This window comes from Ruegeria sp. AM1 (genome assembly GCF_056540745.1).
This window is the reverse complement of sequence record NZ_JBQFXH010000001.1, coordinates 158,440-172,153: the sequence shown is the minus strand read 5'-3', so window position 1 is coordinate 172,153 and position 13,714 is coordinate 158,440. Positions and strand designations below refer to the sequence as shown.

Here is a 13,714-nt window from a genome sequence, read left to right as displayed (position 1 = left end):
TGCCAAATGGTCACCCATTTATTTCAGGACAAAGAACAAAGTCGTCAGGCAGATCTGCATGGGGAGCTGCTGCCTGTTCGCGCATAAGAAGGAACGGAATACGTATGACTATTCCAACATCATTGGGGCGTGCTGCCAGAAACGCAATTGAAACGACGACCATTATTTCAAAAAACCCGCGCCCGGCTACCAAGCAAAAAGCGCAGCTACGGCGTTATGAAGTCAGCACTTTGCTAAAAAACGGTGAGATTTCGCAAACCCATCACATCGCGCCGGCTCTGCCCGCCTTTGAGGATGCATTCTGCGCCTTTACGCGGGGATCGCTGATCGAAACAGAACAGGGACCGATGGCCATCGAAGATCTGCTGCCGGGGGATACGGTCCTGACCGAAGATGGCACATCGGAAACCGTGTTGTGGAAGGGCTCTGTCACTCTGGTGCCGGGCCGCGAGGATTCGCGAGGACGCACCCGACCACTGACTCGGATCATGGCGGATACGTTTGGGATGCAGAAGCCGATGTCGGGTATGATTGCGGGCCCCGCGGCGCGCCTGCTGGGCACGCCCTCGCATCTGCGCCACATAAACGGGGGCGAGCCGATGCTGACGCCTGTGTCAGAATTTCAGGACGGCACCAGCGTTATCGAAACGCAACCGCCCACGCCAGTCGAACTCTATCACATATGTTTGTCCCGCCACGCGGTGGTCAGGGTTGATGGGCTGCCGTTCGAAACCTATCATCCCGGGATCAACACAATCCGGATGATGAGTCACTCGCTGCGCGCGATCTATCTGAATCTGTTCGCGCATATTCAATCGCTGCATGATTTTGGCCCGCTGCTGATGCCGCGCGCCGGAGAAGGAGAGATAGACGCGATTTCAGCGTGAACTCACAAACGAAGACTGCATTTTGGGGGGCATCATGCAGATATTATTGAGCTGGGTCATCTCACTGACCGTTGTCGCATTCCTGCCGGCTGGCAGCACGCCAGCCAACCGCGCCGGGCTTACGCCGTCAGGTTCATTCGTTCTTCTAACACATCGAACGGGACGCCGGGCTCGTCTTTGGCGCCGCGGATGACAAGCGAGGTTTTGACGCTGGCCACGTTGGGCGTGGTCAGCAACTCGCCCGTCAGAAACTGCTGAAAACTGCTGAGGTCGGGGGCCACGCATTTCAGGATGAAATCGACCTCGCCGTTCAGCATGTGGCATTCGCGCACCAAGGGCCATTCGCGGCAGCGTTCCTCAAAAGCGCTGAGTTCTGATTCTGCCTGACTTTCCAAGCCGACTGAGGCGAAGACCTGAACCTCAAACCCCAGTTCGCGGGCGTTAACCTCGGCATGATAGCCGCGGATATAGCCGGATTCTTCCAGGGTACGCACCCGCCGCAAGCAAGGGGGCGCTGAGATCCCAACACGTTTGGCAAGCTCAACATTGGTCATACGACCATCTGCCTGCAGCTCTGCGAGTATCTTCCGGTCGATCTCATCCAGCCGTGTCGTGACCATCAATTGCTCCTGAAATTTTCCAGTTCTTATATCAGCACCCCCACGATGCGCAATATTGTTTCGCGTCTGCGCAATATTCTTTGTTTTCAACGCCGTTTTTTTGACCGGGATATGCCGAACACGCATGACAGATGCGCGACAGGAAAGGGCTTTAAGAGGCGTGCCCCCATCGTTATATCCAATCGCGGCGGATGGCAGTTCGCTGAGCCAGATTTGAGACCGGGGGTACCATGGCCGACACGAAACACACAAAGGTTCTGATCATTGGATCGGGACCTGCCGGATACACAGCTGGCGTCTATGCCAGCCGCGCCATGCTGGAGCCGATTCTCGTTCAGGGCATCGAACCGGGCGGGCAGCTGACCACAACAACCGAGGTCGAGAATTATCCCGGTTTTACCGAGGTGCAGGGCCCCGACCTTATGATCAAAATGCAGGAACACGCCGCAGCCATGGGGTGCGAAATCATCGGCGACATCATCAGCGACCTGGACGTCAGCCAGCGCCCCTTTACCGCCAAGGGCGACAGCGGCACCACCTACACCGCTGATGCGGTTATTCTGGCCACCGGCGCGCGCGCGAAATGGCTGGGCCTGCCGTCCGAGGACAAGTTCAAAGGCTTCGGCGTTTCCGCTTGTGCCACCTGCGACGGGTTCTTTTACCGCGGCCAGGAAATCGCGGTGATCGGCGGCGGCAACACGGCTGTTGAAGAGGCGCTGTTTCTGACCAATTTCGCCAGCAAGGTCACGCTGATCCATCGCCGGGATGAGTTGCGGGCCGAGAAAATTCTGCAGGATCGTCTGTTCAAGAACGAAAAGATCGAGCCGCTGTGGTTCCACGAGCTGGACGAGGTGATCGGCACCGACGCACCGCTGGGCGTCGAGGGCGTCCGCGTCAAGAATGTCAAAACCGGCGAGATCACCGAAATCCCTTGCAAGGGCGTTTTTGTGGCCATTGGCCACGCGCCCGCAAATGAGTTGGTCAAAGACACGCTGGACACCCATATGGGCGGCTACGTCATAACCAAGCCGGGCTCGACGGAAACCTCGGTGCCCGGTGTGTTTGCTGCTGGCGACCTTACTGATCATATCTATCGTCAGGCGGTTACCTCGGCCGGTATGGGCTGTATGGCAGCCCTTGATGCCGAGCGGTTCCTGGCCGAGCAGGAATAAGCCCCTGACCTTTGCCGTAGGCATATGCTGCCCGGGCACCTTGTGACCGGGCGGTCTGACGCGGGCCGCTCTTGACCCCTGTCCGTGGTCAACGCAGACTTGAACCAAACACGGCAGCAAGCGGGTGATATCATTGAAGAGTGCTCTTTGGCAGGGCAGCTGGGCAACCCGCATCCGGATCGCAAGCGGTCTGGTCCTCTTCGTGTTTGCCTTTTTTCACTTCATTAATATCGGCCTGGGCCTGTTTCACACAGATTTTCTGCACGAAATGCAAGATGGCCGCACGTCAGTGACCCGGCATATGGCTGGCAGTGTATTGCTGTATGTTGCTTTGCTTACCCATGCGGGACTATCGCTGGTATCTGTCGCGCAGCGGCGTACGTTAAGGATGCCTTTCAGCACCGGTTTGCAGATTGTGTTGGGGTTGCTGATCCCGCTGCAACTGATCGCGCATATCATCCATACCCGCTATGCCAATCTGGCTTATGACGTAAATGACGAGATGGGCTATATCATCATCCTGATGTGGCCCAGTTCAGCGATCTGGATGCAGAGCATTTTGCTGTTGCTGGTCTGGATACATGGCTGCATCGGGCTGCATATGTGGCTGCGCATGACCCGCTGGTGGCGACAGGTCGTTCCCTACCTGATTGGTCTTGCGGTTTTCATTCCAAGCTTTGCCCTGACCGGGCTGCTGACCGAAGGGCGGCGTATCTGGACGGATTTTGGCGACCCGTTCCTGCGCGAGCAGTATATCGAGCATTATAACTGGCCCACACCTGATCAGTTTGCCACGATGTTCAGCATCAAGAACAGCGCCTTGAGTGTGTTCTGGTTCCTGCTGATCCTCACAGCGCTGACTTATCTGGGGCGCAAGCTGTGGCGACGCAGGCATTCGGTCGGAATTCACTATATGAACGGCCCTGATATCGTTGGCGAGAAGGGCATGACCCTGCTTGAGATGTCACAGGCCAATGGCATCCCACACACTGCGCTATGCGGTGGCAAAGGACGCTGCACCACCTGCCGTGTCTTCGTCGAAGACGATGGCGGCCAACTGCCGGCACCGGGTCCTGTTGAGGCTCGCAGTCTGGCCGCCGTAAACGCGCCGGAAGGCACTCGGCTGGCATGCCAGATCCGGCCAACTGCGCCTCTGAAAGTACTGCGTGTCTTTCGTCCGAATGGCGCGCGCAGTCGCGCCCATGCAAGCCAAGGGCAAGAACGGCAACTGGCGGTGCTGTTTCTGGATATGCGCGGCTTTACATCGCGCACTGCAGGACAGTTGCCCTATGATGTTGTGTTCCTGCTGAACCGATTCTTCGATGCGATCGTACCTGCCATCACCGCAAACGGTGGAACAGTGGACAAATATATGGGCGATGGTCTGTTGGCGGTTTTCGAAACCCCGGATGCGGCCAGCTCGGCCCGGGCGGGGTTGAAATCAGCGGCGGCGGTTGGATCGGCGCTGCAAGAATTCAATCAACAACTGGCCGCTGAGGGCAGCCCAGAGATTCGCATCGGTATGGGGTTGCATCTTGGCGATCTGGTTTTGGGTGAGATCGGCGCAGAGGGCCATGCCTCTCAGACCATAATCGGGGACGTAGTCAACGTGGCCAGCCGTCTGGAAGCCGAAACCAAAGCGCTGCAGGTCGAACTGCTGGTATCCGCTGAGGTGATGGACGCTGCCGGTCTGACGGATCATCTACCGGAGATGCGCGCGTTTCAGCTGCGCGGGGTCGCAAACTCGATCCCTGCCCTACCCGTGAAACGGGCCGCAACACTCGACGTGAGTGTAAGCGCAAAAGAACAGATCCCCGCGGTGTGACAGAATTGTCCACCACTGGCGGGAATTTAATCGCTTTGCAGCGATAACACCGGAAAAACCTTCCATTCCGGCCAGAATCCACGCATATCGTCCTTTGTTTTAAGTAGGTATCTAGACTTCGGCGGGCAACCGGGGCACATGGCCCCCGAAACGCCCTTAAATCACCAAAAGCCACACCACGATTAAGAGTATTCTGATGACAATGTTAAGCAATCTGGCTCCGATCCCCGAACTGTACGTGTCATATGACTCGGCACAAAAACTCAAGGTCGAGGCCGCCGACCTGACCAGCTGGGACCTGAGCCCGCGCCAGATCTGCGATCTGGAGCTGTTGATGAATGGGGGCTTTAACCCGCTTAAGGGGTTCTTGGGCCAGGCGGACTATGACAGCGTGGTTGAGAACATGCGTCTGGCGGACGGGACGCTGTGGCCGATGCCGATCACGCTGGATGTCAGCGAAGACTTTGCCGCCAGCATCGAACTGGGTCAGGATATCGCGCTGCGCGATCAGGAAGGTGTTATTCTGGGCACCATGACGGTCACAGATCGCTGGACCCCGAACAAGGCGCTTGAGGCCGAGAAGGTCTTTGGTGCGGACGACGACGCGCACCCGGCCGTGAACTATCTGCACAATGTTGCCGGTAAGGTTTATTTGGGTGGTCCGGTGACCGGCATCCAACAGCCTGTGCATTATGATTTCCGCGCCCGCCGCGACACACCAAACGAGCTGCGCGCCTATTTCCGCAAGCTGGGCTGGCGTCGCATTGTGGCGTTTCAGACCCGCAACCCGCTGCACCGCGCGCATCAGGAACTGACCTTCCGCGCCGCCAAGGAAGCACAGGCCAACCTGCTGATCCATCCGGTTGTTGGGATGACCAAACCGGGCGATGTTGATCACTTTACCCGTGTGCGCTGCTATGAGGCTGTTCTGGACAAATACCCGGCCTCGACCACGTCAATGTCGCTGCTGAACCTGGCGATGCGGATGGCTGGCCCGCGCGAGGCGGTCTGGCACGGGCTGATCCGCGCCAACCATGGCTGTACCCACTTTATCGTTGGTCGTGACCATGCCGGCCCCGGCAAGAACTCGGCCGGTGAGGACTTCTATGGTCCGTATGATGCGCAGGATCTGTTCCGCCAGTATCAGGACGAGATCGGCGTTGAGATGGTTGACTTCAAGCACATGGTCTATGTGCAGGAGCGCGCGCAATACGAACCCAATGATGAGATCAAGGACAAGGACGACGTCACGATCCTGAACATCTCGGGCACCGAGCTGCGTCGCCGTCTGGCCGAGGGTCTGGAAATTCCCGAATGGTTCAGCTTTCCCGAGGTTGTGTCCGAGCTGCGCAAGACCAAGCCGCCGCGCAGCCAGCAGGGCTTTACCGTGTTCTTCACCGGTTTCTCGGGCTCGGGCAAATCGACTATCGCAAACGCGCTTATGGTCAAGCTGATGGAGATGGGCGGGCGTCCGGTGACATTGCTGGACGGTGACATCGTGCGTAAGAACCTGTCGTCCGAGCTGGGCTTTTCCAAAGAGCACCGCGACCTGAACATCCGCCGTATCGGCTATGTCGCTAGTGAGATCACCAAGAATGGCGGGATCGCCATCTGTGCCCCAATCGCGCCATACGCCACCACCCGTCGCGCCGTGCGCGAAGACATTGAACAGTTTGGTGCTTTCTGCGAAGTCCACGTGGCGACCAGCATCGAGGAATGCGAACGTCGCGACCGCAAAGGCCTGTATAAGCTGGCACGCGAAGGCAAGATCAAGGAATTCACCGGTATCTCTGACCCTTACGATGTGCCGGTGAACCCGGAGCTGAGCGTCGAAACCGAGAATGTCGAGGTTGATAACTGCGCCCATCAGGTTCTGCTGAAACTCGAGAGCATGGGCCTGATCGCAGCCTCATAAGATCAATCCCATCGCCACCCTTTGAAACCCCCGGATATCCGGGGGTTTTTCTTTGACCGATTGCCGAGCATCGCACTCTATCGTTGCGTCAATAAATAGACAATATACTTAATAAGAGCAGTCATATTCGACCAATACCTCCAACTATGATAGGATCAGGCATCCATCAAAGTGACAACTTTTTGATCATAACAAGTGGGAGGGTGAACAAATGTCAGCAAAGAAAGCAACCAACGCTGCCGACACGCTTATTGCATGTGACGCACGGGCCTCGGCGATTGCGGATTACAAGATCGCCCAGTTTGCCCGCCTGCAACTGCCGGGATTGGTCGCCTCTCCGGCCATGGCGGGCTTTCCTTTTGTGCCGGACTGGCTGCTGGAGCTGTTGAAATCCGTGCGGACCTATTCTGATTGGGTCAAGGAATGCGACAAGATCAAAGCCAAGATCGAAAAGGCACTGAACACATTGCAGCCACCACCTGCAGGTGGGCTGGACCTGCCGGTGCTGCCACCTGTTCCGCCAACACCGGGGACCACGCGTCTGCGCCAGATTCTTGAGGTTATCGCCGCAGCCAAAACGGCAGCGGGCAATATGGAACCCGATTCCGCACGGGACAGCCTGAAAGAGGCCAAGGACATGATGCATGATGATGCGGTCAAGGCCGAGTTCAGGCGCTTGCGGGATGTCGACGGGTGGTATGACATTCTGGAAGAACTGCAGGATGCCATCGATTATCTCGAGCGTGTCTCACGACGCTGATCGGGTTCGCCCGCCAGATTGCCCGGACTAGAGCTGCGCCCGCAGCGCCTCGGCCGCGCGCAGGTGAAAATCGCCGAACTTATCCGCAACGGGCTGGATCGCCCGAAGCTGCGGCAGGCGCGCGGCAAAATCCTCGGGCGAGGCGGATTGGATGGCGCGGCGCAAGTCATCCTCGCTGTCGCACAGGATCATGCCCGAGATGTCCATGAAATCCGCGATATTCGGACAGCCCCAATAGATCGGCACCGTCGAACATAACACCGCATCGATCAGCTTTTCCGAGAAATAGTTCCGCTCGCGCACATTTTCGATCACCACCGAATAGCGATAGGGGGCAAGGCCGTCTGATTTTTCGTCAAAGGGTGTGTAGCCGCGGCCCATAATGTCCACATCCGCCCCGCCGTCGCATATCCAGTCGATCACGGAATGGCGCAGCTGGTGGCCCGCAAGATCACGTTTGGCCGAGGCGATCAGGGAACAGGAACGGGTTTTCTCAACCGGCAGATCGCGCCAGTTGGGCACCATAGTTACGCCATAGGGCAGGAAGACCGCGTTAGGGATGCTTTGCAGCAAGACATCGTGAAAGGTGAAGATGCGGAAAAAGCGCCGCCATGTATAGCGCAGCATTTTGTCATGTTTGGCGTGTATCGCCGACGGCTCGCCCATCATCAGGGAAATCCGCGCCTTCGTGCCGCGCCGCAACCGCAGATGCACCGTTGAGTTTGGATACATGATCAAATGATCGGTACGCTCAAGATCGCCAACGGTTTTTCCCGTCAGACGCTCCGGGCAGCCTAACGGCCAGAGCAGATCGGACAGCGGAACATGCGCCAGCTTTGGGCCCAGCCGATGCCCATAGGGCAGGATTGCGATGGCGGGTTCGGTCATTATATCTGCTCGGGTAGATCGACCTGTCCCCGCATCAGGACGTGCCCGGTGCCCGCGACCTTGATACCAGTCATGGCCTCAGCCGGGCCAACCCGCGTCACGGTGGCCTGCCCGGGACGGCCCATGTCATGGCCCTGCTCGGCGATAAAAGTGTCTTTGGCCATCAGGCCGTGTTTCCACAGATAAGCCGCCATCGCCCCGGTTGCAGAACCGGTAAACGGGTCCTCAGGCGGGCTGGGTGGTGCCATCAAAAGGCGCGAAAATGTGTCCCCCGCGTCGGTTGCACCCTGAAGCGTCACCAGGAAAGGCTCGGCCATGTCCGAGCCTGAGTGACCTGCGAATTCAGCCACTTTGGGCAGATGCTCGACAGCGAGATTTGCAGCCCGCAGCGCCTGATGGTCGCGCAAGACAGTGATGCAGAACGGCAATCCGGTCGACACAAACTGAGGGGGCGAGATGATCGCATCCGGGCTGAGCCCGATGGCTTGCGCCACCAGATCAACCGGGGTGAGTGCGCCGAATTGCGGCGCGACCTGCGTCATTTCGATCTCATCGCTGTTTAAACGAATGTCGACGATCCCTGCCCCGGTCTCCAGCGTCAGGTGATCGCCTTGAACCAAACCGCGCGACCGCAGGGCAACGACGGTAGCAATGGTGGGGTGACCGGCAAACGGAATCTCTCGGCTCGCCAGGAAATAGCGGACGCGGACGTCAGCCACATCAGAGGGGCCCGTGAATGTGCATTCCACCAGAGATGTTTCGCGCACATAGGCAGTACAGACCTCCACGGGCAGACCCGCGCCGCCATGCACAACGGCACAGCCATTGCCCCCGAACGCCCGGTCACTGAACGCGTCCACCCAGTCGAAATCGAACCAGCTCATGCGGCATCTCCCATATGCATCTTATCGCGCCAGGGTCAGGCCCTGCCGGTTCGCATATTTCGCCGCTGCGGTGGCAGATGTCACGTGTTTTCAGTGAGAGGGGGCCGTTCAGTGAACGGCCACCGGTGACAGGTCGTGCTGTCGCGCCAGCACAAAGGCCAGCTTGCGGTCCGCCACAATGGCCAGTTGCTGACCATCGGAATCGTGTACCGCATAGAGTTGACCCAGATCGCCAGCCTGTTCCTGCAAATCCTCAGGCAGGTCGGCCACTTCGACTGTTTTTACATAAACGATCCGGTCGCCTTCTGTGTTGATTTCAATCGGTGTATTCATCGCTCTTACCCCTTTCTTATATTGATCGTTTGCACCACGGTTTCGGGCACAGCGCGGGTCAGGTCCACATGCAGCAGACCGTTTTCCATGATCGCTTCGCCCACCTCGACGCCATCGGCCAGCACAAACATGCGCTGAAACTGGCGCGCGGCGATGCCGCGATGCAGAAACACACGTCCCTCGCTGTCGTCGCGTTGACGGCCCCGGATCACCAGTTGGCGATCCTCGATGGTGATCGACAGGTCCTCCTCCGCAAAACCGGCAACGGCCAGGGTTATGCGGTACGAAAAGTCCGAGGTCTGTTCGATATTATAGGGCGGATAACCTTCGTTTCCGGTCTTTGCAGACCGTTCCAGAAGGCGTTCCAGCTGCTCGAACCCCAAAAGATGCGGGTATGAGCCAAGAGTAAGTTTTGACACGTATTCTCGTCCTTTATTGTCAAAGCGACGTCTTTTGCGGCCCCGTTCTGGCAACCGCGTACAGTAGAATATGGGAATGTGCAGGGATGTCCACAAGGTCTAGGCGGATTCACCTGAACACACTATTCTGTGTGCAAAGCACCACAAGAATACTGATTCGTTCATGAACGCCCCCACCGATCTTTCGATGAAAACCGATGATGTTCTGCGGGTCGAGCTGGAGGTGTTTCGCCGTCAGCACCGCGACCTTGACGAAGCGATCGAGGCGCTGCAGGCCAAAGGTACCGCAGATCAGCTGACATTGAAGCGGTTGAAAAAGCAAAAACTGCGCCTGAAAGACATCATCCGCCTGATCGAAGACCGCCTGACCCCGGATATCATCGCCTGAGCCCTGTCTGCCGCATTGCCACATAAGCGGATTTGGCTATAGTGCGCGCTCTTTCCGAAGGCGGGGACAAAGCGGATGGGTGAGATCAAGGTCGGTATCATCATGGGCAGCCAGTCAGACTGGCCCACGATGAAAGAAGCCGCAAATATTCTGGATGAGCTGGGCGTCGCCTATGAGGCGCGTATTGTCTCGGCCCACAGAACGCCAGATCGGCTGTGGGACTATGGCAAGACCGCCGTTCAGCGCGGGTTGCAGGCGATCATCGCGGGCGCGGGCGGGGCTGCGCATCTGCCGGGCATGATGGCATCGAAAACACGCGTCCCTGTCATTGGCGTTCCGGTTCAGACGCGCTCCTTGTCGGGTGTAGACTCGCTATATTCCATCGTACAGATGCCCAAAGGGTTTCCCGTCGCGACCATGGCCATCGGCGCGGCTGGCGGGGCTAACGCCGGCTTGATGGCAGCTGGCATTCTGGCCCTGCAGGACGCCGCGTTGGCCGACCGGCTGGATGCCTGGCGCGAGGCTCTATCTGCATCGATCCCGCAGGAGCCCAGCGATGACTGACGCACTGGCCCCTGGAGCGGCAATTGGCATTCTGGGCGGCGGACAGTTGGGTCGTATGCTGTCGGTTGCAGCCTCCCGGCTGGGGTTCTCGACACATATCTACGAGCCGGGTGCCGAGTCCCCCGCCGCGCAGGTCGCTGACCGCATAACCACCGCAGCGTATGATGACGTTGAGGCACTGACTGCCTTTGCCGGGTCGGTTGACGTCATCACCTATGAGTTTGAAAACATCCCGACCGAGGCGCTGGATCTGCTGGAGCAGTATCGCCCAATCCACCCCGGACGCGAGGCGCTGCGGATCAGCCAGGATCGGCTGACCGAAAAGACCTTTTTGCAAGGGCTGGGGCTGACCACGGCACCTTTTGCAGACATCACCGATCTGCACAGTCTGATCGCTGCGATTTCCGAGATCGGCACGCCCGCCATCTTGAAAACCCGGCGCTTTGGCTATGACGGCAAGGGGCAGGCACGGTTGCGGTCGCCCGAGGATGCAGAGACAGCGCTGGCCGACATGGCCGGGGCACCCGCCATCCTCGAAGGGTTCGTGAACTTCTCTCACGAGGTGTCGATCATTGCCGCGCGCGGTTTGGATGGTCAGGTCGCCTGTTTTGATCCCGGCGAGAACGTGCATCGCGACGGCATCTTGCACACCACTACGGTTCCCGCCCGCCTGCCCCCGTCGCAGCGGACGGATGCTGTGTTGCAGGCTGCCAATATCCTGAACGCGCTGGATTATGTCGGCGTCATGGGGGTTGAGCTGTTCGTGACGCCGCAGGGTTTGATCGTGAACGAGATTGCGCCGCGTGTGCATAATTCGGGGCATTGGACGCAGAATGGCTGCGCGGTTGATCAGTTCGAACAGCATATCCGTGCCGTTGCAGGATGGCCGCTGGGCGATGGGCAACGTCACGCGGATGTGGTGATGGAGAACCTGATCGGCGACGATATGGACCGCGTGCCCGAACTGGCGCGCGAGCGTGATTTGGCGTTGCATCTGTATGGCAAGGCCGAGGTAAAGGCAGGCCGCAAGATGGGCCATGTCAACCGGATCATCCGCAAGGGGTAGTCGCGCCTGCGCGATGCCCCCGGTGGGAATGTTGAGGATCAGATGACGCCCCGATCAGGTCAGGAACCGGGCCGCAATCTCCCCGGACATATAGCTGACCTGCCCGGCGGACAGCGTGGCTGCGACACGGTGGGTCGCGGCGTCCAGTATCACCAGATCGGCGCGCTTTCCCGGCTGCAATGTGCCGCGATCCTCAAGGTCCAGCACCTGCGCCGGCCCTGACGAGATCAGAGCCCATGCGCCGCCCAGATCAAGCAGGCCGGTTTTAGCCAGCATCAACGCAGCGCGGCGTGGGCTGGGATAATGGTAGTCCGAGGCCAACGCATCACAGAGACCCATCGCAATCAGGTCCAGCGCGCTGGCATTGCCCTTGTGCGAGCCGCCACGCACCACGTTGGGTGAGCCGAGAATGATGTAATCGCCCGCGGCGCGCGCGGCCTCGGCGGCCTCAAGCGTCTCGGGGAATTCCGAGATCGTCACTCCGCGCATGCGCCATCCAGCGCGCGCCTCGGTGGTGGCATCGTCGTGGCTGCCCAGACGGATGCCATGCTGGTTCAGTTCAGCGCAGAGCGCATCAAGCGCGGCGGGAACCTCTGCGCGGCGGGCATGCATGGCTTGCAGCAACTCGAAATGCGCGTCGGGATTGCGCCCGGCCTTGAGGGCCTGACCGGTCAGGCGGGGTGGTTTGCGCCCCTGTGCCAACCGGTCATGCGGCAGGTGGTCGTTGAAAACCACGTAAGGCACCTGCCATTCGACGATGCGCTCGGGCAGGCCGGAATAGTCGTCCAGCATATGGGTTTCAAAACGCAGCTGAGGGACCAGATCGGTCACAACGCTGTCCTTGACCGAGGCGATCGCGTTGAACACCTGCCCCGCGAATTCGGGGCCGCGCACGCCGCCTTCCCAGCTGTGAAACTGCGCCAGAACCGCCGTGGTGATGCCGTTTGCGGCCAGTTCAGCCTCGACCGACAGGATACCTTCGTCCATCTGTTTCATCGCGCCACGACGCGGTGCGATATGGCGTTCGAACCCATCCCCGTGCAGGTCGATGATACCGGGCAGGATCAGATAGCCCGACAGATCAACCGGTCGGCCCCCGCCTTGCTGAAGCAGCCCTTCCCCGATGGACAGCGTAGTACGTACCATACCCTCATCGGAGAGCAGAACCTCTGCCCCCTCAAATCTCAGCTCAAGTGATGTCATCGTGTGGATTCCGATTCCGGTTCCGAACAATCCTGCCCGATACAGATCTCGTCTATTATGTCGAGGACACCATCAAGCCAAGTGATTTGCGGGTCGAACTGGCCAAACTCGATAAAATGCAGGGCCTGCGCCATGACGCGCGGGTTGTTCATCGTGAAGGTATGGGTCACCGGCAGAACGATGTGGTCGGCCATGCCGTCCACTTTGGTGGTCTCAATCGAAACCTTACCGTCATCCGGTCCGTCGATCATCGATGAGAAAACCGGGTTCAGCGAGTTCTCACCCGCAATCACGCCGAGGTCGAAATCCACAGGGGGCAGCTGGCGGGGTATCCCCTCGGGACCGGTCCCCAGCGCGAGGCCAGCGGGACCGTTCAGGAAACCAAACACTTCCCATGCGCCAAGCTCATCCACCAATTGGCTGCCCTGATTTGGGGGGCCGAGCATAACGGCACGGCCCAGGTTCTCGGGGTGGTTGTCCTGCAGCCAATAGCGCAACAGGATACCGCCCATCGAATGAGCCACCACATTCACGGTGTCATCCCCGCAGGCCGCAAACGCATCGGGCAGGGTTTGATCGGCCAGTTCGGGGATCGTCAGATCGGTTGACGGATAGCCGGGGCGCACGACGGTATAGCCGTGGGCGTGAAAAAGCTGCTCCATCACCGTAAAGGATGCCTCGGTCCGGGCCAGGCCGTGCAGCAGAACGACGCATTTGGCGCTGGCGGCGGCGGGTGCAAGGCACAGAAAAAGGGCGACAAGACATCTCATGCCAGCGAAATAAGGGCTAA

15 protein-coding genes are annotated in these 13,714 nt (G+C 59.0%); 8 read left to right on the top strand and 7 right to left on the bottom strand.

Annotation, left to right across the window (positions count from 1 at the left end; all coding sequences use genetic code 11):
* Positions 1-104: 104 nt before the first annotated feature.
* Positions 105-887, top strand: coding sequence for a Hint domain-containing protein (locus ACR0I7_RS00830; protein ID WP_480507472.1), 783 nt, complete (start codon positions 105-107; stop codon positions 885-887).
* 119 nt (positions 888-1,006) lie between these two features.
* On the opposite strand, the gene ACR0I7_RS00825 is transcribed toward ACR0I7_RS00830, so the two are convergent.
* A complete protein-coding gene (locus ACR0I7_RS00825) occupies positions 1,007-1,507 on the bottom strand; it encodes an Lrp/AsnC family transcriptional regulator (protein WP_480507470.1) in 501 nt (166 codons plus the stop codon).
* Between the two features lie 230 nt (positions 1,508-1,737).
* Between ACR0I7_RS00825 and trxB the strand changes: the two genes are divergently transcribed.
* The 4 genes from trxB (at position 1,738) to ACR0I7_RS00805 (ending at position 7,179) form a co-directional block, all read left to right on the top strand.
* Positions 1,738-2,679 (top strand): thioredoxin-disulfide reductase, encoded by a 942-nt coding sequence (gene trxB / locus ACR0I7_RS00820; protein ID WP_480507468.1) that lies wholly within the window; start codon positions 1,738-1,740, stop codon positions 2,677-2,679.
* Between the two features lie 133 nt (positions 2,680-2,812).
* Positions 2,813-4,504 carry an adenylate/guanylate cyclase domain-containing protein gene (locus ACR0I7_RS00815; protein ID WP_480507466.1) on the top strand — a complete coding sequence of 564 codons (1,692 nt, stop codon included), beginning with the start codon at positions 2,813-2,815 and terminating at the stop codon, positions 4,502-4,504.
* A gap of 196 nt (positions 4,505-4,700) precedes the next feature.
* Complete coding sequence (locus tag ACR0I7_RS00810) at positions 4,701-6,419, top strand: bifunctional sulfate adenylyltransferase/adenylylsulfate kinase (RefSeq protein ID WP_480507464.1); 1,719 nt, start codon at positions 4,701-4,703, stop codon at positions 6,417-6,419.
* 211 nt (positions 6,420-6,630) lie between these two features.
* Positions 6,631-7,179: a hypothetical protein gene (locus ACR0I7_RS00805; RefSeq protein WP_480507462.1), complete on the top strand. Its 549-nt coding sequence runs from the start codon at positions 6,631-6,633 to the stop codon at positions 7,177-7,179.
* A gap of 27 nt (positions 7,180-7,206) precedes the next feature.
* Here the strand turns inward: ACR0I7_RS00805 and ACR0I7_RS00800 are convergent, their stop codons facing one another.
* The 4 genes from ACR0I7_RS00800 to ACR0I7_RS00785 form a co-directional block, all read right to left on the bottom strand.
* Positions 7,207-8,067, bottom strand: coding sequence for a hypothetical protein (locus tag ACR0I7_RS00800; RefSeq protein ID WP_480507460.1), 861 nt, complete (start codon positions 8,065-8,067; stop codon positions 7,207-7,209).
* Positions 8,067-8,951 (bottom strand): PhzF family phenazine biosynthesis protein, encoded by an 885-nt coding sequence (locus ACR0I7_RS00795; RefSeq protein ID WP_480507458.1) that lies wholly within the window; start codon positions 8,949-8,951, stop codon positions 8,067-8,069. Before ACR0I7_RS00795 ends, ACR0I7_RS00800 begins: the two co-directional genes overlap by 1 nt.
* A gap of 108 nt (positions 8,952-9,059) precedes the next feature.
* Positions 9,060-9,284, bottom strand: coding sequence for a DUF1150 family protein (locus tag ACR0I7_RS00790; protein ID WP_480507456.1), 225 nt, complete (start codon positions 9,282-9,284; stop codon positions 9,060-9,062).
* 5 nt (positions 9,285-9,289) lie between these two features.
* On the bottom strand, positions 9,290-9,703 hold the full coding sequence (locus ACR0I7_RS00785) for an Hsp20 family protein (protein ID WP_480507454.1): 414 nt from the start codon (positions 9,701-9,703) through the stop codon (positions 9,290-9,292).
* 163 nt (positions 9,704-9,866) lie between these two features.
* Here ACR0I7_RS00785 and ACR0I7_RS00780 point away from each other — a divergent pair, with 163 nt between their 5' ends.
* The 3 genes from ACR0I7_RS00780 to ACR0I7_RS00770 all read left to right on the top strand — a co-directional run bounded on the left by ACR0I7_RS00780 (position 9,867) and on the right by ACR0I7_RS00770 (position 11,721).
* Positions 9,867-10,091, top strand: coding sequence for a YdcH family protein (locus ACR0I7_RS00780; RefSeq protein ID WP_480507452.1), 225 nt, complete (start codon positions 9,867-9,869; stop codon positions 10,089-10,091).
* A gap of 75 nt (positions 10,092-10,166) precedes the next feature.
* Entirely contained in the window at positions 10,167-10,655 is a 489-nt protein-coding gene (gene purE, locus ACR0I7_RS00775; RefSeq protein WP_480507450.1) for a 5-(carboxyamino)imidazole ribonucleotide mutase, read from the top strand.
* A complete protein-coding gene (locus tag ACR0I7_RS00770) occupies positions 10,648-11,721 on the top strand; it encodes a 5-(carboxyamino)imidazole ribonucleotide synthase (protein ID WP_480507448.1) in 1,074 nt (357 codons plus the stop codon). Before purE ends, ACR0I7_RS00770 begins: the two co-directional genes overlap by 8 nt.
* Before the next feature lie 54 nt (positions 11,722-11,775).
* Here ACR0I7_RS00770 and ACR0I7_RS00765 read toward each other — a convergent pair whose 3' ends face one another.
* Both ACR0I7_RS00765 and ACR0I7_RS00760 read right to left on the bottom strand, forming a co-directional pair.
* The gene (locus ACR0I7_RS00765) at positions 11,776-12,924 is read right to left on the bottom strand and encodes an alpha-D-ribose 1-methylphosphonate 5-triphosphate diphosphatase (RefSeq protein WP_480507446.1); all 1,149 of its coding nucleotides are present in this window, start codon (positions 12,922-12,924) and stop codon (positions 11,776-11,778) included.
* Positions 12,921-13,694, bottom strand: a complete 774-nt coding sequence (locus tag ACR0I7_RS00760; protein WP_480507444.1) for an esterase/lipase family protein — start codon at positions 13,692-13,694, stop codon at positions 12,921-12,923. Before ACR0I7_RS00760 ends, ACR0I7_RS00765 begins: the two co-directional genes overlap by 4 nt.
* Positions 13,695-13,714: the final 20 nt, after the last annotated feature.

Bases quoted from the DNA above. Each gene is read 5' to 3' on its own strand.
- ACR0I7_RS00830 (WP_480507472.1), top strand. From the start codon at position 105: ATGACTATTCCAACATCATTGGGGCGTGCTGCCAGAAACGCAATTGAA.
- ACR0I7_RS00825 (WP_480507470.1), bottom strand. From the start codon at position 1,507: ATGGTCACGACACGGCTGGATGAGATCGACCGGAAGATACTCGCAGAG.
- trxB (WP_480507468.1), top strand. From the start codon at position 1,738: ATGGCCGACACGAAACACACAAAGGTTCTGATCATTGGATCGGGACCT.
- ACR0I7_RS00810 (WP_480507464.1), top strand. From the start codon at position 4,701: ATGACAATGTTAAGCAATCTGGCTCCGATCCCCGAACTGTACGTGTCA.
- ACR0I7_RS00805 (WP_480507462.1), top strand. From the start codon at position 6,631: ATGTCAGCAAAGAAAGCAACCAACGCTGCCGACACGCTTATTGCATGT.
- ACR0I7_RS00800 (WP_480507460.1), bottom strand. From the start codon at position 8,067: ATGACCGAACCCGCCATCGCAATCCTGCCCTATGGGCATCGGCTGGGC.
- ACR0I7_RS00795 (WP_480507458.1), bottom strand. From the start codon at position 8,951: ATGAGCTGGTTCGATTTCGACTGGGTGGACGCGTTCAGTGACCGGGCG.
- ACR0I7_RS00790 (WP_480507456.1), bottom strand. From the start codon at position 9,284: ATGAATACACCGATTGAAATCAACACAGAAGGCGACCGGATCGTTTAT.
- ACR0I7_RS00780 (WP_480507452.1), top strand. From the start codon at position 9,867: ATGAACGCCCCCACCGATCTTTCGATGAAAACCGATGATGTTCTGCGG.
- purE (WP_480507450.1), top strand. From the start codon at position 10,167: ATGGGTGAGATCAAGGTCGGTATCATCATGGGCAGCCAGTCAGACTGG.
- ACR0I7_RS00770 (WP_480507448.1), top strand. From the start codon at position 10,648: ATGACTGACGCACTGGCCCCTGGAGCGGCAATTGGCATTCTGGGCGGC.
- ACR0I7_RS00765 (WP_480507446.1), bottom strand. From the start codon at position 12,924: ATGACATCACTTGAGCTGAGATTTGAGGGGGCAGAGGTTCTGCTCTCC.
- ACR0I7_RS00760 (WP_480507444.1), bottom strand. From the start codon at position 13,694: ATGAGATGTCTTGTCGCCCTTTTTCTGTGCCTTGCACCCGCCGCCGCC.